The organism is Streptomyces pluripotens, assembly GCF_000802245.2.
Lineage (GTDB): Bacteria > Actinomycetota > Actinomycetes > Streptomycetales > Streptomycetaceae > Streptomyces > Streptomyces pluripotens.
Map to the genome: position 1 here is coordinate 1,074,531 of NZ_CP021080.1, position 20,376 is coordinate 1,094,906.

Below are 20,376 nucleotides of genomic sequence, written 5' to 3' on the forward strand. Positions count from 1 at the left end.
CACATGTCCTACAGACGGCGGGATGTGACGGACCGTCGGCGATGGCGGGGCGGCCCGACCGTGTGGCGAATGCCGGTTCCACGCGATGTCCGTCACACCGCCATGTGACGTCACGCACCGTCCCCGATGTGTCACCGCAGGTAAACCCACGTCAACAGTTCGTAAGGCCTCGGTGAACCGGGCGCACCCGATGTGCGCTCGCCCCGCCACCGCGAGTAATGTCCTCACCTGCACAGACTCATACCGCTCCCGTCGGCACCGGAGGACCCGTTGTCCCGCTTCGCGCTCATCAAGGCAGTGCTCGGACCGATCATGCGCCTGATGTTCCGCCCACGGGTGGAGGGCGCGGAGCGCATCCCGGGGGAAGGCCCGGTCATCCTGGCCGGCAACCACCTCACGTTCATCGACTCGATCGTGCTGCCGCTCGTCACCAAGCGGCAGGTGTTCTTCATCGGCAAGGACGAGTACGTCACCGGTAAGGGCTTCAAGGGTCGGCTGATGGCGTGGTTCTTCACGGGTGTCGGCATGATCCCGGTGGACCGTGACGGGGCGAGCGGCGGCGTGGCGGCGCTGATGACCGGACGGCGGATCCTGGAGGAGGGGAAGGTCTTCGGGATCTACCCCGAGGGCACCCGGTCGCCCGACGGCCGGCTGTACCGGGGGCGCACCGGTATCGCGCGACTGACACTGATGACCGGTGCGCCGGTGGTTCCCTTCGCAATGATCGGCACGGACAAGCTGCAACCGGGAGGCCGCGGGATCCCGCGGCCCGGTCGGGTCACCGTCCGGTTCGGTGAGCCGATGGAGTTCTCCCGGTACGAGGGGATGGACCGGGACCGCTACGTGCTGCGTGCGGTCACCGATTCCGTGATGGCCGAGGTAATGCGGCTGTCCGGGCAGGAATACGTGGACATGTACGCCACCAAGGCCAAGGCGGCCTGACGCCGCCTTGGCCCCGACCGGTTCCCGGGCAGGTGGGTGGGGGCCTGGCGTCCAGGGGCCGGCCGCCTCAGCCGACGTCCTCCAGTTTCTGGTTCTTCAGCAGGAACCATGCCGCCCCCGCCGTCACGAGCAGGACCGTCGCGCCCACACCCGACGCCAGCGTGAGCCCGTGGACGAAGGATTCACGGGCCGCGCTCAACAGTGCCTGGGCCGGGTGCGCAGGCATGTGCGCCGACGCCTCCACCGCGGCACCGAGCGATTCGTGGGCCTCGGCCGGGGTGTCGGCCGGACCCGCGAAGCCGCGGTAGACACCAGTCACGATCGAACCCAGTAGGGCAATGCCCAGCGCCGCGCCCAGTTCGTAGGCCGTCTCGGAGACGGCCGAGGCGGCACCGGCCTGGTCCTTGGGCACACTGGAGAGGATCACATCGGCGGTGACGGTGAAGGAGAAGCCCGCTCCGATGCCCACGACCAGCAGGGCCGCTCCGAGAGCCGGGTAACCCGTGGACTGGCCGAGCGTCGTCAGCGCGGCCAGGGCCAGCCCCACCGCCGCCAGGCCCCCGGAGACCACCGCACGAACCGAGAAACGGCGGGCCACGCGGCCTGCGATCAGGCCGGCCGCCACCGCGCCGACGGCTGCCGGCAGTTCGGCGAGTCCAGCTTCGAAGGGACGCCTGCCCTGGACGAGTTGCAGGTACTGAGAGAGGAAGAACACCAGTCCGGACATGCCGAGCACGGTCAACAGGTCCGCGAGGACCGCACCGCTGAAGCCACGCCGCCGGAACAGGCGCATGTCCAGCAGCGGCACCGGCATGGTGAGCTGGCGGTGGACGAAGCCGCACAGCGCGGCCACACCCAGCAGGCCCGAGACGAGCGTGGCCCGGGTGACGCCGTGTGTGGACACCTCCTTGACCGCGTACACGACACCGATCATGCCGACCAGCGACAGCACCACGCTGATCAAGTCCCAGGGGCCGGGGTTCGGGTTGCGGGACTCGGGCAAGGTGCGGATGCCGACGAGGACCAGGACAGCCATCACCGGCAGGTTGATCAGGAAGACCGAGCCCCACCAGAAGTGTTCGAGCAGGAAGCCTCCGGCGATCGGGCCGACGGCGGTACCGGCGGAGGCGGTGGCACCCCAGACGCCCACGGCGAGACTGCGCTCGCGCGGGTCGTGGAAGAGGTTGCGGATCAGGGCGAGGGTAGCGGGCATCAGGGTCGCGCCCGCGACACCGAGCAACGCACGGGCCAGGATCAACACTCCGGGCGTCGTGGCATAGGCGTTGAGCACGGAGAGCGCACCGAACGCAGCCGCGCCGCCGAGGAGGATCCGCTTGCGGCCGATGCGGTCGCCGAGGCTGCCCATGGAGACCAGCAGGCCGGCGATGACGAAGGAGTAGACGTCACCGATCCACAGGAGCTGGGTGCCGGTGGGGTTGAGGTCTTCACTGATGAAGGGGGTCGCCAGGCCGAGGACGGTGGCGTCGACGGCCACCAGCAGCACGGCCAGAACGAGGACGGAGAGTGCGAGCCAGCGGCCCGGACGCTTCTCCACCTCCGCCACGTCGGCCGGCTGCAGGGTGCTGGTCATGTTTCCTCTCTTCGTCACACGCCGGTCTTCCACCGCGCGCGGGTGCGTTCATCGGGTGTAGTGCTGTCTCAGGCACGGGCGCGTCGTGCGCCACCGAGCAGCAGCTCGACGATCATGTAGGTGAAGTCCTTGGCGGCGACCCGGCCCTCCGTCACCGCCCAGGCGCCGGAGGCCAGCAGGCCGTACAGCGCCTCGGTGAGCCAGACCGGGGTGAGGTCGATGCGGAACTCGCCGCTCTCCTGACCGCGTCGGAACAGGGCCGTGAGCCGTTCGTCGATACGGGCCCAGCCCTGGTTCTGCCCCTCGCCCTCGAACAGCTGGTTCTCGGTGTACAGGAAGGCCAGCAGACCGGCCGACGGTTCGATCGCGCGGACCAGGCGGCGAACGGCCTCACCCGCCGGTCCCTCGTCCAGACCGGCCGCGTCCAGTGCCGCCTCGCACTCCGCGATACCGAGTGCCTCCAGCGCCCGTACCAGCGCGTCACGCCCGGCGAAGTGTCGGTGCAGCGTGGCCCGGCTGATGCCGGCCGCCTTCGCGACCTCGTCCATGGTCGCGGTGGATTTGCGGGTCAGCAGGGCGGCTGCGCTGCGCAGCACGTGGTCACGGTCCAAAGCCATGAGACAAGCATAGCCCACATGAGACAAAAATGTCTCACCGTGGGCGCACGCGGCTCATGCCTGCTGGCTACCGGGCAGGTAAGGCGTCAGTGCCAGGGAAGCTGTCCGCGCTTCTCCCAGTAGGCCCGCGGGTCCTCCGCCAGCGCGGCGAGGCGGGCCAACTGGTCGTCACCGAGGTCCACGGCGGGGGCGTGCAGGTTGGAGGTGAGCTGGGTGATGGTCACGGCGCCGGACAGGGCGACGCCGGCCCAGGGCTGCCGCAGGATCCATGCAAGGGCCACGGCGTCGCAGCCGAGCGAGGTCTCCTCCGCCACCGCCCTCAACACCTCCGGGGCGTGCGGCGCGGCAAGCCGGCCGTTGGCCATGCCTTCCTTGAGGATCACGGTGAGGCCGGCGTCGTGCGCCTCGGCGAGGGCGGGTGCGGCCGAGGTCTCCAGGATGTTGTACGTCGACTGGACTGTACGGAACAGGGGCTCACCGCCGACCGTGACGGCGAGAGCGGCGCGGATCGCGTCGGCCTGGGCCGGGCCACTGGTGGAGAAGCCCACGGTAAGACCGCCCGCCGCGGCCTCCGCCAGCCTGGCGTGGAGTTCCTTGTCGGTGAGGGCTGGGCTCTCGGGGGTGACCGAGTGGATCTGATAGAGGTCCAGCCGGTCGCCGAGCAGCGCGTCGGTCTCGGCGCGCTGCCGCTCGTAGGTGGCGGCGCTGTGGTCCTTGACCTCGTGCTGTTCGGCCTCGGCGGACCAGCCGGCCGTGTAGGTGTAACCCCATTTGCTCCCGACGACCACATCGTCGAGGTCCGGGCGAGCGTTCAGCCAATCGGCCAGGAACTCCTCGGAGCGACCATAGGAGCGGGCCACATCGAAGTAGCGCACCCCCTGGGCGTAGGCGGCGTCGAGCAGTTCATGGGTGCGTGTCCGCAGCGCGTCGACACTGCGGACCTGCGGGAGGTCCCGCTCGCGGCCCAGGTTGATGTAGCCGGGACGGCCGACGGCGGCCAGACCCAGGCCGATGTGGCAGGTCGGCGTCGTGGCGGCAGCGAGACGGGCGAAGGACATCGCGGGCTCCGTTCGGTCGGCTGGCTTCCGGCCAACCTAACCCGCGATGGGCTCACCTCACTTCTTGGTGGCGGCCCATTCGTGCTGTGCCGCCACGTCCGCCCTGACCTCGGCGAGCTGAACGGCCACCGCGCTCGGGGCGGTACCGCCGCGGCCGTCGCGGGAGGCGAGGGCGCCCGGGACGTTGAGGACCGTGCGGACCTCCGGTGTCAGGTGAGCGGAGATCTTCGCGAACTGCTCGTCCGTGAGGTCGTCCAGTTCCTTGCCCTCCGCCTCGGCGGCCTTGACGCACTCCCCGGCCAGCTCATGGGCCACGCGGAACGGCACGCCCCGCTTCACCAACCACTCGGCGATGTCGGTGGCGAGGGAGAACCCGGCCGGGGCCAGCTCCGCCATGCGCTCGCGATTGACCGTGAGAGTGGCGATCATGCCGGTGAAGGCGGGCAGCAGGACCTCCAACTGGTCGCAGGAGTCGAACACCGGCTCCTTGTCCTCCTGCAGGTCGCGGTTGTACGCCAGGGGCAGCGCCTTCAACGTGGCCAGGAGACCGGTCAGGTTGCCGATCAGACGACCGGACTTGCCACGGGCCAGCTCGGCGATGTCCGGGTTCTTCTTCTGCGGCATGATCGATGAGCCGGTGGAGAACGCGTCGTGCAGGGTGACGAAGGAGAACTCCTTCGTGTTCCAGATGATGATCTCCTCGGCGATCCGGGAGAGGTTCACCCCGATCATCGCCGTGACGAAGGCGAACTCCGCCACGAAATCGCGAGAGGCCGTGCCGTCGATGGAGTTGCCGACGCTGCCGTGCTCAAAGCCGAGGTCCTTCGCCACCGCCTCGGGATCCAGCCCCAGGGAGGAGCCCGCGAGGGCGCCGGAACCATAGGGCGACACGGCCGTGCGCTCGTCCCACTGACGCAGTCGCTCGGCGTCCCGGGACAGGGACTGCACATGCGCCAAGACGTGGTGGGCGAAGAGCACCGGCTGAGCGTGCTGGAGGTGGGTGCGGCCGGGCATCGCCACGTCCGGGTGAGCCTCGGCCAGGCCGATCAGGGCGTCCTGCAGGTCGGCGATCAGCCCGGCGATGATCCGGGCGTGGTCGCGCAGATACATCCGAAAGAGGGTGGCGACCTGGTCGTTGCGGGAGCGGCCGGCACGCAGCTTGCCGCCGAGGTCGGGGCCGAGGCGCTCCAACAGGCCGCGTTCCAGGGCGGTGTGGACGTCCTCGTCGGCGATCGTGCCCACGAAAGCGCCGGAGGCCACGTCCGCCTCCAGCCGGTCGAGTCCGGCGATCATGCGCTGCAACTCGTCCTCGGTGAGGAGCCCCGCCCGCTGCAGCACGCGCGCGTGGGCACGGGAACCGGCGATGTCGTAGGGAGCGAGCCGCCAGTCGAAGTGGACGGACGCGGACAGCTTCGCCAGGGCCTCGGCGGGACCGTCGGCGAAACGGCCGCCCCAGAGCCGTACGTCACCGCTGTTGCTGCTCACTTGCGCTGCTCCTCAGGAGAGTAGGTCGGTGTCGAACGTGGCCTGCCTCAGGCCCGGGCCGCAGGCTGGCGCCGGGCCGCGATCTTCGATGACAGGCTGTAGATGTCGATGAAGCCCTTGGCCGCTGACTAGTCGAAGGTGTCGCCGGTGTCATGGGCGGCAGACTGGAGTCGTACGGCGACTCCAGCGAGCGCCTGCCGGTGACGACCGCGCGGATCACCGACATGCATGAGTATGCAGAACTCTGCATGATTCGTCAATCGCCTCAGAGGGTGGAAGCACCCGAAGGGGAGCAACGGGACGAACTTCCCTGAACGGGCCCGCAGCGGAGCAAGACCACGCGACGGCACACCTGGACGGCCCACCCGGGCTGCCGTTGACCCGGGCGCCGTCTACGGTCTGAGCCATGCGCCCCGGTGCCGCCCTCGCCCTCCTGTCCGCCGCCTCCCTCGCCCTGCTCGGCTCCGCGCCCGGCACCGGCCCGGCGCCGCTGCCCGAACGGATGGCGGACACCGGCGGCGGCACCCAGCTGATCACCGCGCTGGCCCCGGACACCGGCGCAACCTCGGGGACGGTCACCTGGTGGGACCTGCGGGACGGCCAGTGGAGGCGGGCCGGCTCCGCACCGGCCCGGTTCGGGGCGAGCGGACTGGTGGCGGGCGGCTCACGCAAGCAGGGCACCAGTACGACACCGGCCGGGCTGTACGGCCTCCCCTTCGCCTTCGGGATCCAGACGGCGCCGGCCGGGACGAGGATCGTGTACCGGCCGGTACACGGGAGTTCCTGGTGGTGCCAGGACAACGACTCCCGCTCGTACAACCGTTGGGTAGAGCCGCTGCCGACCGACTGTGCCGCCACCGAGTCCGAACACTTGGTCGCGTACCCGGCGCAATACGCCTACGGGCTGGTCATCGGCTTCAACTACGACCGACCGGTGCGCGGGCGTGGCGCCGGTATCTTCCTGCACGTCAACGGACGGGCGGCGACGGCTGGTTGCGTTTCGGTGCCGGAGGAGGCCATGCGGCGGATCCTGCGGTGGGCCGAGCCCGGGCACAACCCCCACATCGCCATCGGCACGGAGCACGGGACCACCGCGATCACTCGGTACTGAAGGTGCCGTAGACGGTTCCGGGCACCCCGTCGGCGGGCAACCGCACGGTGAACGTCGTGGACCCCGGCCGACTCTCCAGTCCCACGCCGCCCCCGTGCGCCTCCGCCACCGCCGCCACGATCGACAGGCCCAGCCCAGCGCCGCCGCCAGTGGAGCCCGGACGGCGGCGGTGTTCCGCGCGGGTGAAGCGTTCGAAGACACCGGACCGGACGTCCTCGGGCACACCCGGACCGTCGTCGTGGACGCGGAGACGGATCCAGCCGCCGTCGACGTCCAGAATCACCGTGACCTTGGTGCCTGCGGGCGTGTGCACCCGTGCGTTGGCCAGCAGGTTGGCCAACACCTGGTGGAGGCGATGGGCGTCGCCGGTAACCGTCACCGGGTGCTCCGGCAGGTCCATGCTCCAGCGGTGGTCGGGACCCGCGGCACGGGCGTCGGTAACCGAGTCCAGGACCAGGTGGGTGAGGTCGACCGGCCGGCTCTCCAGCGGGCGGCCCGCGTCGAGGCGGGCGAGGAGGAGCAGGTCGTCGACCATCTCACCCATCCTGGAGGACTCCGCCGTGATGCGCTCCAGCGCCCGGGTGACTTCCGATGGCACCGGCCCCGGGTGCAGCAGGGCCAGCTCGGCGTGCCCACGGATCGAGGCGACCGGGGTGCGCAGCTCGTGGCTGGCGTCGGCGGCGAAACTGCGCAGCCGCTCCTCGCTCGCGTGTCGTTTGGTCAGCGCGTCCTCGACATGGCCCAACATGCGGTTGAACGCCACCTCCATCCGGCCCACCTCACTGTGCGGGTCGGATTCCGGGGCCCGCGGTGGCAACGCCACCTCTCCGCTGGCCAGCGGAAGCTCACTGACCCGGGTGGCGGTGGCGGCGACCCGGTTGAGCGGCCGCACCGACCAGCGCACCCAGCCCACCCCCGCCACCCCGGTCACCACGAGGGCCAGGCCGAAGACGACCCCGGCGACCAGTTCCAGCCGGTGGACCGTGGCCTGGACCGGCTCCAGCGGGAGGCCGACGATCAGGACGTCCCCGTCCCGGCCGGCGGTCGCAACGACCCGGTAGTCGTCCAGGGCGGACAGCTCGACGGTGTGGGCGTGGCCGTCGACCGGTACCCGCGCCAACTGCAAGGCGTCCTGCTCGGTCAGGTCCACGTTCAGGTCCGCGGCCGGGTCGCCACTGCGGATGAGGCCCTTGTTGGTGACCGTGCCGTTCACCAGGCGGGCGCCGAAGGTGCCGGTGGCCATCCGACGGGTGTCACCGTACTCGTCGCCGTCGTGGTCGTCCGGCAGCCGACCCCGGTGCTCCAGGCTCTCCGGAAAACGAGTACCGACCTGGGCGAGCTGTTCGTCCAGGCGCTGGGTAAGGAAACCGTTCAGTTCGAACACCGCGGCCAGGCCGACGGTCGCACAACTCACCGCCAGCAACACCACCAGGCCGACGGTGAGACGGGCGCGCAGGGTGCGGGGGCGGGGCAGCTTGCGGATGCGGTCCGAACGCAGCAGACGGCTCAGACGGTTCCTGAGACTCACTTACTCACCGGCTTCAGCACGTAGCCGGCGCCACGCACCGTGTGGATCATGGGTTCGCGGCCCGCGTCGACCTTCTTGCGCAGGTAGGAGATGTACAGCTCCACGACATGAGCCCGGCCGCCAAAGTCGTAGGACCACACCCGGTCGAGGATCTGGGCCTTGCTGAGCACCCGGCGCGGGTTGCGCATCAGGAAGCGGAGCAGCTCGAACTCGGTCGGCGAGAGCTCGATCAGCTCGCCGGCCCGCGTCACCTCACGGGCGTCCTCGTCCATGACCAGGTCGCCCACGGTCAGCCGTGGCCCCTCCTCCGGCCGGCGGGCCATGCCGGCGCGGCGCAGCAGTCCGCGCAGCCGGGCCACGACCTCCTCCAGGCTGAAGGGCTTGGTGACGTAGTCGTCGCCGCCCGCCGTGATGCCCGCGATCCGGTCCTCGACCGCGTCGCGTGCCGTCAGGAACAGCACACACACATCGGGTTTCACCTCGTGCAGACGGCGCAGCACGGCAAAGCCATCGGTGTCCGGGAGCATCACGTCCAGGACGACGGCGTCGGGCAGTAGATCGCGCGCAGCGGCGAGCGCGGCGGCGCCGTCACCGGCGGCACGCACCTCCCAGCCCTCGTAGCGCAGGGCACCGGTGAGCACCTCGGCGAGGTCGGGGTCGTCGTCGACGACGAGGACGCGCAGCGGGGTGCCGTCGGGGCGGGTGAGGGCCGGGCGGCCGGAACGGGTCGTATTCATCGCATCTACCAGCATCGCTCGTGCGCGGGGTGATCGTCCGCCTCGCACGCTCTGAATTTCCTCTGAGTGGATTCCGGGGCTCTGTGAACCCCGTCTGAGAACAGGCTCTGAGTCTGCTCTGAAGGAGCCCGAAAGGGGGGTCTCTCAGAGGTTCCTCAGAGCTTGGGCACGCACAGTTGCCTGGCAGGACGGACGAAGGGACGGCGACTGATGACCACCGTGGAAACGAGGCGGGCGGCCCCGCCCCTGCCGGGGACCGCACGGCGCTCCCCTGCAGGTCCCGTGCTGGCCTTGCTCTGGGCGGGAGCTGCGGCCGTGGTCGCACTCTGGTGGGCGGACACCGGGTCCGTGGTCGGCGCCGCGGGCTGGCTGACCGACGCCGGGCGGATCGCCGGACTCCTGTGCGGGTACGCCTGTGCCGTACTGGTCGGCCTGATGGCGCGGGTACCGCTGCTGGAGCGGCGGATCGGCTCGGACCGGGTGGCGCGCTGGCACGCGATGGCCGGCCGGTACACGATCTGCCTGCTCGTCGCACACGTCGTACTGATCCTCGCCGGGTACGCCGCCCAGGACCGGGCCTCGCTCTGGCACGAGACGGTCACCGTCGTCCTCGATTACCCCGAGATGCTCAAGGCCACCGCCGGCACGGTGATCCTCTTCGCGGTCGGCATCACCTCCGCGCGGGCCGTGCGCCGCCGCACCAGCTACGAGTTCTGGTACTACGTCCACCTCCTCACCTACGCGGCGGTGTTCCTCTCCTTCGGGCACCAGCTGGCGATCGGCAACGACTTCAACGGCAAGCCGGTCGCCACCGCCGCCTGGTACGCGCTCTACCTGGGAGTGGCGGCCCTGGTCCTGTGGTACCGGATCCTCGCACCGGTGCGGCTCAACCTGCGGCACCAGTTGCGCGTGGAATCGGTGCACCGGGAGGCGCCGGGGGTGTACTCGGTCGTCGTGCGCGGACAGCACCTGGAGGAAATGGACGCCCGGTCCGGGCAGTTCTTCCGCTGGCGGTTCCTCGGCGAGGGCCTGGGCTGGACGTCGACGCCGTACTCGCTGTCGGCGCCGCCGCGCCCGGACCTGCTGCGCGTCACGGTGAAGGCGCTCGGCGGCCACAGCACGGCCGTCGCGCTGCTCAAGCCCGGCACCCGGGTGTGGGCGGAGGGCCCCTATGGCTCCCTGACCGCGGACCGGGCCACCAGCCACCGCTCCCTGCTGATCGCGGCCGGAGTCGGTGTCACCCCGCTCAGGGCGCTGTTCGAGACGCTGCCGGGCGAGGTCACCCTGCTGTACCGGGCCCGGTCCTCGGAGGACCTGGCGCTGGGCGGCGAGCTCGAAGCCATCGCCCGCTGGCGCGGTGCTCGGGTGCTCTACGCGTTGAACGGGCCGGGCGGAGAGCGCCCGGACATCTCGGCGGAGTCGCTGCGCGCGAACTTCCCCGGCCTCGCCGGCCACGACGTCTACATCTGCGGTCCGCACGGCTTCGCACAGAACGTGTACGAGGCACTGCGGGGCGCCGGGGTCCCGGACCGCCGTATCCACCACGAATCGTTCGAGCTGTGAGGCAGCCCACGTGCACGCGTTGAAGAAGAACCGCCCGCTCCGCCGCATCGTGCTGGCGAGCGCCGCCACCGTCTCCGGAATGGTGCTGCTGCTGTCGCTGAAGCCGCACACCAGTCCCGGGCTCGCCGTAGGGTCCTCCGCCCCGGCCCCGCAGAGCAGCGCCAGCGCGCCCGCCCAGCCGGGCGGCGCGTCCGGGGACTCGTCCGGCGGCTCGTCCGGGGGCTCCAAGACCGGTGTCTCCAAGACCGTGACCGGCGACACCGTCCAGACCCGCTGGGGTCCGGTCCAGGTCCGGGTGACGATCAAGAGTGGCAAACTCACCGACGTCACCGCCGTCGCCTATCCGCAGGGCAATCCGCGCGACCAGCAGATCAACAACTACGCCCTCCCCCAGCTGCGGCGCGAAGCGCTGGCCGCGCAGAGCGCGCAGATCGACACCGTGTCGGGAGCGACGTACACCAGTGGCGGCTACCGCCAGTCGCTTCAGTCCGCGCTGGACTCGGCCGGCCTCTGAACACTCGGCGGACACGGCCCGTATCTCAGGGCCAAGGGTCAAGTCCCCACGGAGGAACCGTGACCACCACGCTCGCAGGCGGACGCGCCGCCCGCCGACAGACGATGCGCCGCATCCGCCCGCGCCGTTCCCCAGCCATCCCGCTGCTGCTCGCCGTCTGGGCGGGCGCGGCGGCCGTGCTGTGGCTGTGGTGGCACAACACACCGTCGGTCGCCGGCAACGGCGAAAGAATCCTGAACGCGGGCCGGATCACCGGTCTGCTGGCCGGCTACTTGATGGCGCTGGTCGTGCTCCAGATGGCCCGGGTACCAGCGCTGGAACGGCGGGTCGGCTCCGACCGGGTGGCCCGCTGGCACGCGATGAGCGGCCGGTACACGCTGTGTCTGATCGTCGCGCACGTCTTCCTCACCATGTGGGGGTACGCGCTGCAAGCAGGCAGATCACTCAGCGGCATCGTGCAGCAGACCGTGGAGTCCGTCGAACAGTTGCCGGACATGGGCAAGGCTGCCGTCGGCACGGGCCTGTTCGTGCTGATCGGGCTGACGTCGGTCGGCGGGATCCGCCGACGGCTGCCGTACGACGCCTGGTACCACGTCCACCTGCTGACCTACGCGGCGGTGTTCCTGACGTTCTGGCACCAGATCACCACCGGCAACGACTTCGCGGTCGAGCCCGCCTCCAGGACCTTCTGGTACGGCCTCTACGGCACGGTCACCGCGCTCCTGCTCTGGTACCGCGTCCTCACGCCCATCCGGCTGAACCTCCGGCACCGGCTGCGGGTGGAAGCGGTCGTCGAAGAGAGCCCGGGGATCGTGTCGGTACTGATCGGTGGGCGGAAGCTGCACCGGATGGGCGCGGAGGCGGGCCAATTCTTCCGCTGGCGCTTCCTCGCTCCGGGGATGCGGTTCAGTTCGCACCCGTACTCCCTCTCGGCGGCGCCCCGGCCCGGCATGCTGCGGATCACGGTGAAGGCGATCGGGGACCACAGCGCCCGGCTGCGCGAGCTGACGCCCGGCACCAAGGTGTGGGCCGAGGGACCGTACGGCGCACTCACCGCACAGCGCCGCAGCCGCGGCAAGGTACTACTGATCGCGGGCGGGGTCGGCATCACGCCGATGCGGGCGCTGTTCGAGACCCTGCCCGGGGCCGCCGGTGACATCACGCTCCTCTACCGGGCCAACACCACTCAGGACCTGGCCCTCTGGGACGAGCTGGCCGCGATCGCGAAGGAGCGGGACGCCCGGCTGATGTACGCGGTGAACAGCCCGGAGGGCGAGCGGCCGGACATCTCCGCGGAGAACCTCCTGCGGAAGATCCCGGACATCGAGGGGCACGATGTGTTCATGTGCGGCCCGCCCGGGTTCGCCCAATCCGTGTACGAGGCACTGCGCGGTGCGGGAGTTCCCGCCCGCCGCATCCATCACGAGTCGTTCGAGATGTGAGCGGGAGCTAGTCAGAGATGAGGAAGAGCCACCCCATTCGGCGGATCGTGCTGACCACCGCCGCGACGGTGTCCGGTGTCGTACTGCTGCTGTCGCTGAAGCCGGCCTCCGGCCCGGCCTCGGCGTCGGCGGCAGGCGCGGCCCCGCAGCAGACGGCGGCGGCGCAGTCCCCGCAGGGCGGTACGCGGGGCGGGGCACCGACCGCCGCCGGCTCCAGCACCGTGACCGGTGACACGGAGCGGACGCAGTACGGTCCCGTGCAGGTACGGCTGACCGTCAGCAACGGCAAGGTCACCAAGGCGGAGGCCGTCCAGGCACCCGCGGGCGGACTCAGCGACCAGAAGACCGCACTCGCCGTGCCCAAGCTCAACCAGGAGGCCGTGGCGGCGCAGAGCGCGCGGATCGACTCGGTGTCCGGGGCGACGTACACGAGTACCGGGTACAAGAAGTCGCTGCAGTCGGCGCTGGACAAGGTGAAGCCGTCGGCGTCCACGGGGCCTTCGGGTACCGCCAGGCCCTCGGGCTCCTCCGGTGCCTCCGGTGCCTCCGGTGCGGCACGGTCACGCACGGTCACCGGAGAAACCGTGCGGACCCGGTACGGTCCGGTACAAGTGAGGATCACGGTCGACGGCGGGAAGATCACCGCGGCGAAAGCGGTCCAGGCGCCCCAGGGGGGACTCAGTGGCCAGAAGACCGCACTCGCCGTCCCCCGGCTCAACCAGGAGGCCGTGGCTGCCGGCAACGCACGGATCGACGCCGTCTCCGGCGCCACCTACACCAGTACCGGCTACCGGCAGTCACTGCAGTCGGCGCTGGACCGGGCCGGTGGCTGATCCGGTGACCGAGCCGGCGAAGACTCCCGCCGCGGTGCGTCACGCGGAGGAGGTCATGGGGACCGTCTTCTCCTTCGACGTCCGCGGCGGGGAACCCGGTGCAGTACGGGCGGCACTCACCGAGGCCATCGCCGGTCTGCACCGGGCGGACGCCTTGTTCAGCACCTACCGGGAGGACAGCGAGGTGTCACGGCTGGCCAGGGGCGAGCTGACCGTGGCGGAGTGTGCTCCCGAGGTGGCCGAGGTGCTGGAGTTGGCGGCCGAGGCGGAAAGGGTGAGCGACGGCTGGTTCAGCACGCGGTACCGGGGCTCGCTGGATCCGACCGGCATCGTCAAGGGCTGGGCGGCGGAGCGGGCAGCACGGCTGCTGGGCGAGGTCACCGGGGTGCACGGGGTCAGCGTGAACGGCGGCGGGGACGTCCAGATGCTCGGTGCTCCGGAACCGGGGCGGCCCTGGCGGGTCGGGGTGACCGATCCGCTCCGGCCGGGCGGGCTGGCGGCGGTGATCTCGGCCGCCGGCGTGCCGGAACTGTCCGTGGCGACGTCAGGTACGGCTGAGCGGGGCGCACACATCGTGGATCCGCGGACGGGCCGGTCCGCGGTGACGGACCTGGTGGCGGTGACCGTGGTCGGCCCCCGGCTGACCTGGGTGGACTGCTGGGCCACAGCGGCGTTCGCCATGGGGTCGCGGGCGGGTTCGGCGTGGCTGGAGGCCCTGCCCGACGTCGAGGGCCTGCTGATCACCGCGGGTGACGAGGTGCTCTGCACCGGGGGACTAGCGGCGCGTCTGGGGTGAGCGGGACCGGGGAGACAGTGGGCAAGGTGACCGCGGAGCCCGGCTCGGTCGGGCCGTGCGTGGCTCCGCGGTCACCTTGCCCCGGCAGGGCTCAGTGTCCGTTCTGTGCAAGTCGCAGCAGATGCTCCGCCAGTGCCTGTCCTCCGCTCGGGTCCCTGCTGATCAGCAGCAGTGTGTCGTCACCGGCGATGGTGCCCAGGATGTCGTGGAGTTCGGCCTGGTCGATGGCCGAGGCGAGGAATTGCGCGGCCCCGGGCGGAGTGCGCAGGACCACGAGGTTTGCGGAGGCCTCTGCGGAGATCAGCAGCTCCTGGGACAGGCGCCGCATCCGTTCCTCCTTGGCCGACCCTCCCAGCGGAGCGCGTGGGGTGCGGAAGCCCCCCTCACTCGGCACGGCGTAGATCAGGTCGCCGTCGGTGTTGCGGATCTTCACCGCATTCAGCTCGTCGAGATCCCTGGACAGCGTCGCCTGGGTGACGCTCAACCCGTCGTCGGCCAGCAGCTTCGCCAGCTGGCTCTGCGACCGCACCGGCTGCCGGTTGAGGATGTCCACGATCCGGCGGTGCCGAGCGGTGCGGGTCTGCGGCACGGCGGGCCCGGCGCCCGCCCCCTGCTCGTGGTCCTGCGCCTGGCTCATCGTCGTCTCATTCTCCGGATCGTCCGTCCCCGGTCATCGGGTTCGCTGCGTCGAGGATGCCGGGCAGCGCCTGGAGGAAGGCGTCCACCTCGTCGTCGCGGAGGTTCAACGGTGGCATGAGCCGTACGACGTCGGGAGTGGGCGCGTTCACCAGGAACCCGGACTCCTGGGCCACCTGCCGTACCTGCGGTGCGTGCGGCCCGGAGAGCACGATACCCAGGAGCAAGCCCGCGCCCCGGACGTAATCGATCAGCGGGTGGGCCAGCGCCTCGATTCCCTCGCGCAACGCGCTGCTCTGCCGCTTGACGTTCTCCAGCAGTCCCTCGGCGGCGATGGTGTCGAGAACGGCGAGTCCGGCCGCACAGGAGACCGGGTTGCCGCCGAAGGTGCTGCCGTGGTGGCCGGGCTGGAGCAGTTCGGCAGCACGGCCGAAGGCGATGGTGGCGCCGAGCGGCAGCCCGCCGCCGAGCTGTTTGGCCAGGGTGACGATGTCGGGCAGCACGCCCTCGTGGGCTTGGTACCCGAACCAGGTCCCGGTGCGGCCGATCCCGGTCTGTACCTCGTCGAGCACCAACAGGGCGCCGGAGGCGGCAGTGATCGCGCGGGCCGCCTTGAGATAGCCGGGCGGGGGCACCACGACCCCGTTCTCCCCCTGGATGGGTTCGATGATGACGAGAGCCGTCTCCCCGGTCACCGCGGCGGCGAGCGCCTGGGCGTCGCCGTAGGGGACGTGGGTGACGTCGCCGGGCAACGGCCGGAAGGGTTCCTGCTTGGCGGGCTGACCGGTGAGCGCGAGGGCGCCCATCGTACGGCCGTGGAAACCGCCCTGGGTCGCGACCAGGTGGGTCCGCCCGGTCAGCCGGCCGATCTTGAAGGCGGCCTCGTTGGCCTCCGCGCCGGAGTTGCAGAAGAAGACCCTTCCCTCGCGGCCGAAGAGTTGCAGGAGCCGTTCGGCGAGGGCGACGGTGGGCTCGGCCATGAAGAAGTTGGAGATGTGGCCGAGCGAGGCGATCTGCCCGCCGACGGCTGCCACGACCGCCGGGTGGGCGTGTCCGAGGGCGTTGGTGGCGATGCCGCCGACGAAGTCGAGGTACTGACGGTCCTCGGTGTCCCACACCTTCGTGCCGGAGCCGCGCACCAAGGGCAGCAGCGGGGTGCCGTAGTTGTTCATGAGCGCGCCCTGCCAGCGCGCGGTCAGATCCTGGTTGCTCATGACTCCCCCTGTCCGTCCGGCACGACCATGGTGCCGATGCCCTCGTCGGTAAAGATCTCCAGCAGGATCGAGTGCGGCACCCGGCCGTCGATGACGCGTGCAGTGTGCACGCCGTTGCACACCGCGTACAGGCAGCCCTCCATCTTGGGCACCATGCCGGAGCTCAGCTCCGGCAACAGCTTCTCCAACTCGGACGCGGTGAGCCGGCTGATCACCTCGTCGGAGTCCGGCCAGTCCTCGTAGAGACCTTCCACGTCGGTGAGGACCATGAGGGTCTCGGCGCCCAGTGCCGCGGCGAGTGCGGCGGCGGCCGTGTCCGCGTTGACGTTGTAGACGTGTCCGTCGTCCTCGCTGCGGGCGATGGAGGAGACGACCGGGATGCGGCCGTCGGCGAGCAGGGCCTCGATCGCGCCCGTGTCGATTCCGGTGATCTCACCGACCCGCCCGATGTCGACCAGCTCACCGTCGATCTCGGGCTGGTGCTTGGTGGCGGTGATGGTGTGCGCGTCCTCGCCGGTCAGGCCGACGGCCAGCGGACCGTGTTGGTTGAGCAGTCCGACCAGCTCGCGCTGCACCTGTCCGGCCAGCACCATCCGCACGACGTCCATGGCGTCCTCGGTGGTGACACGCAGGCCCGCCTTGAACTCGCTGACGATGCCGTGACGGTCGAGTGCCGCGCTGATCTGCGGGCCGCCGCCGTGCACCACAACGGGTTTGAGGCCGGCATGGCGGAGGAAGACGACGTCCTGGGCGAAGGCGGCCTTGAGGTCCTCGTTCACCATGGCGTTGCCGCCGAACTTGATGACGACGATCCTGCCGTGGTGCCGGGTCAGCCAGGGCAGCGCCTCGATGAGGGTCTTGGCCTTGGGCAGGGCGGTGTGTTTCCGCGTCGTGCCGCTTGCGGTGGAGTCACTCATGAGGAGTAGGCGCTGTTCTCGTGTACGTAGTCGGCGGTCAGGTCATTGGTCCAGATCGTGGCGGTCTCGGAGCCTGCGGCGAGGTCGGCGACGATGTGCACCTCGCGGTAGCGCATGTCGACCAGTTCGCGGTTCTCGCCGACGGAGCCGTTCTTGCACACCCAGACGCCGTTGATGGCGACGTTGAGTTCATCGGGATCGAAGGCCGCCGTGGTGGTACCGATCGCCGAAAGCACCCGACCCCAGTTGGGGTCCTCTCCGTGGATCGCGCACTTGAGGAGGTTGTTCCGGGCGATGGAGCGGCCCACCTCCACGGCGTCCTGCTCGGTCGCGGCGCCCACCACCTCGACCTTGATGTCCTTGCTGGCGCCCTCGGCGTCGCCGATGAGCTGGCGGCCGAGGTCGTCGCAGACCTGCCGTACCGCCTCGGCGAATTCGGCGTACTCGGGAGTGGTGCCGGAGGCGCCGGAGGCGAGCAGCAGGACGGTGTCGTTGGTGGACATGCACCCGTCGGAGTCGACCCGGTCGAAGGTGACCTTGGTGGCGGCACGCAGGGCCTTGTCCAGCGCCTCACCGCCGAGATCGGCGTCGGTGGTGAGCACCACCAACATGGTGGCGAGGCCGGGGGCCAGCATGCCGGCACCCTTGGCCATGCCACCGACGGTCCAGCCGCCCCTGGTGACGACGGACGTCTTGTGCACGGTGTCGGTGGTCTTGATGGCGATGGCGGCCTTCTCACCGCCGTGCTCGGACAACTGGGCGGCAGCCGTCTCGATGCCTGGCAACACCTTGTCCATCGGCAGCAGCACGCCGATGAGGCCGGTGGAACAGACGGCGACCTCAATGGCGCCGCGGCCCAACACCTCGGCCACCTTCTCGGCCGTGCCGTGGGTGTCCTGGAAACCCTTGGGGCCGGTACAAGCGTTGGCACCGCCGGAGTTGAGGACGACGGCCGAGACCTGTCCGCTCTTGAGGACCTGCTCTGACCACAGCACGGGCGCGGCCTTCACACGGTTGGCGGTGAAGACGCCCGCGGCGGCACGGCGGGGCCCGTTGTTGACCACGAGGGCCAGATCGGGGTTGCCGCTCTCCTTGATCCCGGCGGCGATGCCCGCCGCCGCGAATCCCTTGGCTGCCGTGACGCTCACTGCATCTCCTCGTTCGTGTCTCCGCACCCGCCACACAGCGGTGCGGCCATCGTCGTCTGCGGCCCGGCGGCTGCACGTGCCCCGCTCACGGTGCGACTCCGATCGTGGGAAGGCCGGTGGTCTCGTCAAGGCCCAGCGCGATGTTCATGCTCTGCACGGCACCGCCCGCGGTGCCCTTGGTCAGATTGTCGATGGCGCTGATCGCGATGATGCGGCCCACGGCCGCGTCGTACGCGACCTGCACCTGAACGGCGTTGGAACCCTGGACGGACGCCGTCGTGGGCCACTGGCCCTCGGGGAGCAGGTGGACGAACGGTTCGTCGGCGTAGGCCTTCTCGTAGGCGACCCGGATGGAATCCTCGGTCGTCCCGCCGACGGCCCTGGCGGTGCACGTGGCGAGGATGCCGCGGGGCATCGGCGCGAGGGTGGGCGTGAAGGAGACGGCGACCCGCTCCCCGGCCACCCCGCTGAGGTTCTGGATCATCTCCGGGGTGTGCCGGTGGCCACCGCCGACGCCGTACGGTGACATGGAACCCATGACCTCGCTGCCCAGCAGGTGCGGTTTGAGCGCCCGGCCCGCCCCAGAGGTGCCGGACGCGGCGACGATCACCGCCTCAGGCTCGGCGAGTCCGGCCGCGTAGGCCGGGAACAGGGCGAGGGAGACGGCGGTCGGGTAGCAACCGGGCACCGCGATGCGCTTGGACCCCTCCAGCGCGGCGCGGGCACCCGGAAGTTCGGGCAGGCCGTAGGGCCAGGTGCCGGCGTGCGGGGAGCCGTAGTACCTGTGCCAGTCGGTCTGGTCCTGGAGCCGGAAGTCGGCGCCCATGTCGACCACGAGGACGTCCGGACCGAGTTGCCCGGCGACGGCGGCGGACTGCCCGTGCGGCAGTGCCAGGAAGACCACGTCGTGCCCGGCGAGGACCTCGGCCGTGGTCTCGGCCAGTACACGGCCGGTCAGCGGAAGCAGATGCGGCTGGAGCGCACCGAGCCGCTGCCCGACGTTGGAGTTGCCGGTCAGGGCACCGATCTCGATCTCAGGGTGTGCGAGGAGCAGGCGCAGGATCTCTCCGCCTGCATATCCGCTCGCTCCGGCCACCGCCGCACGTACCGCCATGTCCACCCTCCTCTGGATGGCATGACTATACGTAGTTCTGCACTTTTATGCAATGCACTCTCGACCGCCGCCGGGCCGTGTGTGGCGGCGCGTCCGAGTTGGCGACCGTGCATCCCCGGTGGCCGCCTTGGGGCTCAGCTGGTTCCACCACCTTGGTTCGCACCGTTGCGCTACGAGCCGGCACCGCCCGCCTGGTCCCCATGGGTGCACCGGTCGGCTTCGCCCGTTCCTCGAACGCGCGTGCGCAGCGTCCGTATGCTTCGGGCATGAGACTCTTCCGGTCACGCGGTCGAAACCACGCCGGGCAGACGACGGAGTTCCCCTTGGCCAAGGCCATGGCCCTGTTCAAGGCCGGGCGCTACGCCGAGGCGGAGGCCGAGGCTCTCGTCCAGGCCGCGGACCCGTTCCGGCGGTCCGACAACAGAATCGCACCGCTGGCGCTGAGCCTCGCCGCGATGGCGACGAATGCCCAGGGCCGCTACACCGAGGCCCTCGCCGCATACGACTCGCTGCTTCCCGTCTTCGGCACCACCTTCGGCGCCGAACACTGGCAGACCCTGAAACTGCGTTCGGACCGCGCCCAGACGCTGACTGCCCTGGACCGGCACGCCGAATGCGCGGCGGAGTGCGAGGCCGTTGCCCGTGCCGCAGCCCGCGGCACGGACCCGCAGATGCCGCTCATTGCAGCGGCCGCCCGCAACGGGCAGGTCTACGCCCTCAACACCCAGGGCCGTCAGCTGGAGGCCGAGCAGCTTGCCCGCGAGGCGCTCGCCGACCCTCCTGCAAGAGACCGGCTCACCTTGGTCCTTCGGCTCGGTCTGGCCCGCAGCCTCAACGGCCAGGAACGCTACGAGGAGGCCCTCGCCGAGGCGGAGCGTGCCGAAGAGCTGCACCGCGGCATGTCCGAGGAACAGCGCGGCCCGGAGACCGGCGCCGTCGAGCTGTCCTTGGCCACGGCCCTGCTGGGACTGGGCCGTGGTGCCGAGGCCCGCTCCCGGGCCTCGGCCGCCCATGACGCCTGCCTGGCCGCCTTCGGCCAGGACCACTACCGCACCGTCGAGGCGCGGGCGTTGCTCGACCGCATCGCCGACGGCGCGTGACCGGACGCGCTGTGCCGCACCGGCTCAGCG

General features: G+C 70.5%; 20 protein-coding genes. 8 read left to right on the top strand and 12 right to left on the bottom strand.

Translation table 11 applies throughout. The annotated features are described in order from the left end of the window. The first annotated feature begins 270 nt into the window (after positions 1 to 270). The gene (locus LK06_RS04625; RefSeq protein ID WP_039648855.1) at positions 271 to 942 is read left to right on the top strand and encodes a lysophospholipid acyltransferase family protein; all 672 of its coding nucleotides are present in this window, start codon (positions 271 to 273) and stop codon (positions 940 to 942) included. 67 nt (positions 943 to 1,009) lie between these two features. Here LK06_RS04625 and LK06_RS04630 read toward each other — a convergent pair whose 3' ends face one another. The 5 genes from LK06_RS04630 to LK06_RS34825 all read right to left on the bottom strand — a co-directional run bounded on the left by LK06_RS04630 (position 1,010) and on the right by LK06_RS34825 (position 5,953). Then, entirely contained in the window at positions 1,010 to 2,533 is a 1,524-nt protein-coding gene (locus LK06_RS04630) for an MFS transporter (protein WP_043435934.1), read from the bottom strand. A gap of 68 nt (positions 2,534 to 2,601) precedes the next feature. Next, on the bottom strand, positions 2,602 to 3,150 hold the full coding sequence (locus LK06_RS04635; protein ID WP_039648851.1) for a TetR/AcrR family transcriptional regulator: 549 nt from the start codon (positions 3,148 to 3,150) through the stop codon (positions 2,602 to 2,604). Positions 3,151 to 3,236: 86 nt separating this feature from the next. Then, on the bottom strand, positions 3,237 to 4,208 hold the full coding sequence (locus LK06_RS04640) for an aldo/keto reductase (protein ID WP_039648848.1): 972 nt from the start codon (positions 4,206 to 4,208) through the stop codon (positions 3,237 to 3,239). A 57-nt stretch (positions 4,209 to 4,265) separates the two neighbouring features. Next, the gene (argH, locus tag LK06_RS04645) at positions 4,266 to 5,693 is read right to left on the bottom strand and encodes an argininosuccinate lyase (protein ID WP_039648846.1); all 1,428 of its coding nucleotides are present in this window, start codon (positions 5,691 to 5,693) and stop codon (positions 4,266 to 4,268) included. A gap of 128 nt (positions 5,694 to 5,821) precedes the next feature. Next, a complete protein-coding gene (locus tag LK06_RS34825; protein WP_267894061.1) occupies positions 5,822 to 5,953 on the bottom strand; it encodes a hypothetical protein in 132 nt (43 codons plus the stop codon). Between the two features lie 146 nt (positions 5,954 to 6,099). Here LK06_RS34825 and LK06_RS04650 point away from each other — a divergent pair, with 146 nt between their 5' ends. Then, positions 6,100 to 6,804: a L,D-transpeptidase family protein gene (locus tag LK06_RS04650; protein ID WP_043433306.1), complete on the top strand. Its 705-nt coding sequence runs from the start codon at positions 6,100 to 6,102 to the stop codon at positions 6,802 to 6,804. Here the strand turns inward: LK06_RS04650 and LK06_RS04655 are convergent. Beyond that, positions 6,791 to 8,332, bottom strand: coding sequence for a sensor histidine kinase (locus tag LK06_RS04655; RefSeq protein ID WP_374208071.1), 1,542 nt, complete (start codon positions 8,330 to 8,332; stop codon positions 6,791 to 6,793). The genes LK06_RS04650 and LK06_RS04655 overlap by 14 nt on opposite strands. Beyond that, positions 8,329 to 9,069 (bottom strand): response regulator transcription factor, encoded by a 741-nt coding sequence (locus LK06_RS04660; RefSeq protein WP_039648840.1) that lies wholly within the window; start codon positions 9,067 to 9,069, stop codon positions 8,329 to 8,331. The genes LK06_RS04655 and LK06_RS04660 overlap by 4 nt, the downstream gene beginning before the upstream one ends. Before the next feature lie 210 nt (positions 9,070 to 9,279). On the opposite strand from LK06_RS04660, the gene LK06_RS04665 reads away from it, so the two are divergent. Genes LK06_RS04665 through LK06_RS04685 form a run of 5 tightly spaced genes read left to right on the top strand, consistent with a single transcriptional unit; the run spans position 9,280 to position 14,217 of the window. Next, positions 9,280 to 10,632, top strand: a complete 1,353-nt coding sequence (locus tag LK06_RS04665; RefSeq protein WP_039648837.1) for a ferredoxin reductase family protein — start codon at positions 9,280 to 9,282, stop codon at positions 10,630 to 10,632. 10 nt (positions 10,633 to 10,642) lie between these two features. After that, the gene (locus LK06_RS04670) at positions 10,643 to 11,146 is read left to right on the top strand and encodes an FMN-binding protein (protein ID WP_039648835.1); all 504 of its coding nucleotides are present in this window, start codon (positions 10,643 to 10,645) and stop codon (positions 11,144 to 11,146) included. 59 nt (positions 11,147 to 11,205) lie between these two features. Beyond that, positions 11,206 to 12,588, top strand: a complete 1,383-nt coding sequence (locus tag LK06_RS04675) for a ferredoxin reductase family protein (protein ID WP_039648833.1) — start codon at positions 11,206 to 11,208, stop codon at positions 12,586 to 12,588. 17 nt (positions 12,589 to 12,605) lie between these two features. After that, positions 12,606 to 13,421 (top strand): FMN-binding protein, encoded by an 816-nt coding sequence (locus LK06_RS04680; protein ID WP_174673805.1) that lies wholly within the window; start codon positions 12,606 to 12,608, stop codon positions 13,419 to 13,421. Then, positions 13,414 to 14,217: an FAD:protein FMN transferase gene (locus tag LK06_RS04685; protein ID WP_234367362.1), complete on the top strand. Its 804-nt coding sequence runs from the start codon at positions 13,414 to 13,416 to the stop codon at positions 14,215 to 14,217. Before LK06_RS04680 ends, LK06_RS04685 begins: the two co-directional genes overlap by 8 nt. Positions 14,218 to 14,308: 91 nt before the next feature. On the opposite strand, the gene LK06_RS04690 is transcribed toward LK06_RS04685, so the two are convergent. From LK06_RS04690 to argC, 5 genes are all read right to left on the bottom strand, one after another. Beyond that, the gene (locus LK06_RS04690) at positions 14,309 to 14,854 is read right to left on the bottom strand and encodes an arginine repressor (protein ID WP_039648831.1); all 546 of its coding nucleotides are present in this window, start codon (positions 14,852 to 14,854) and stop codon (positions 14,309 to 14,311) included. Between the two features lie 7 nt (positions 14,855 to 14,861). Then, positions 14,862 to 16,067: an acetylornithine transaminase gene (locus tag LK06_RS04695; RefSeq protein WP_043433301.1), complete on the bottom strand. Its 1,206-nt coding sequence runs from the start codon at positions 16,065 to 16,067 to the stop codon at positions 14,862 to 14,864. Next, a complete protein-coding gene (gene argB / locus LK06_RS04700) occupies positions 16,064 to 16,984 on the bottom strand; it encodes an acetylglutamate kinase (protein ID WP_039648827.1) in 921 nt (306 codons plus the stop codon). The genes LK06_RS04695 and argB overlap by 4 nt, the downstream gene beginning before the upstream one ends. Next, entirely contained in the window at positions 16,981 to 18,132 is a 1,152-nt protein-coding gene (gene argJ / locus LK06_RS04705) for a bifunctional glutamate N-acetyltransferase/amino-acid acetyltransferase ArgJ (RefSeq protein WP_039648825.1), read from the bottom strand. Before argJ ends, argB begins: the two co-directional genes overlap by 4 nt. Positions 18,133 to 18,217: 85 nt before the next feature. Beyond that, positions 18,218 to 19,246, bottom strand: a complete 1,029-nt coding sequence (argC, locus tag LK06_RS04710; protein WP_043407265.1) for an N-acetyl-gamma-glutamyl-phosphate reductase — start codon at positions 19,244 to 19,246, stop codon at positions 18,218 to 18,220. Positions 19,247 to 19,512: 266 nt separating this feature from the next. Between argC and LK06_RS04715 the strand changes: the two genes are divergently transcribed. Then, a complete protein-coding gene (locus LK06_RS04715; RefSeq protein ID WP_039649120.1) occupies positions 19,513 to 20,346 on the top strand; it encodes a hypothetical protein in 834 nt (277 codons plus the stop codon). Positions 20,347 to 20,376: the final 30 nt, after the last annotated feature.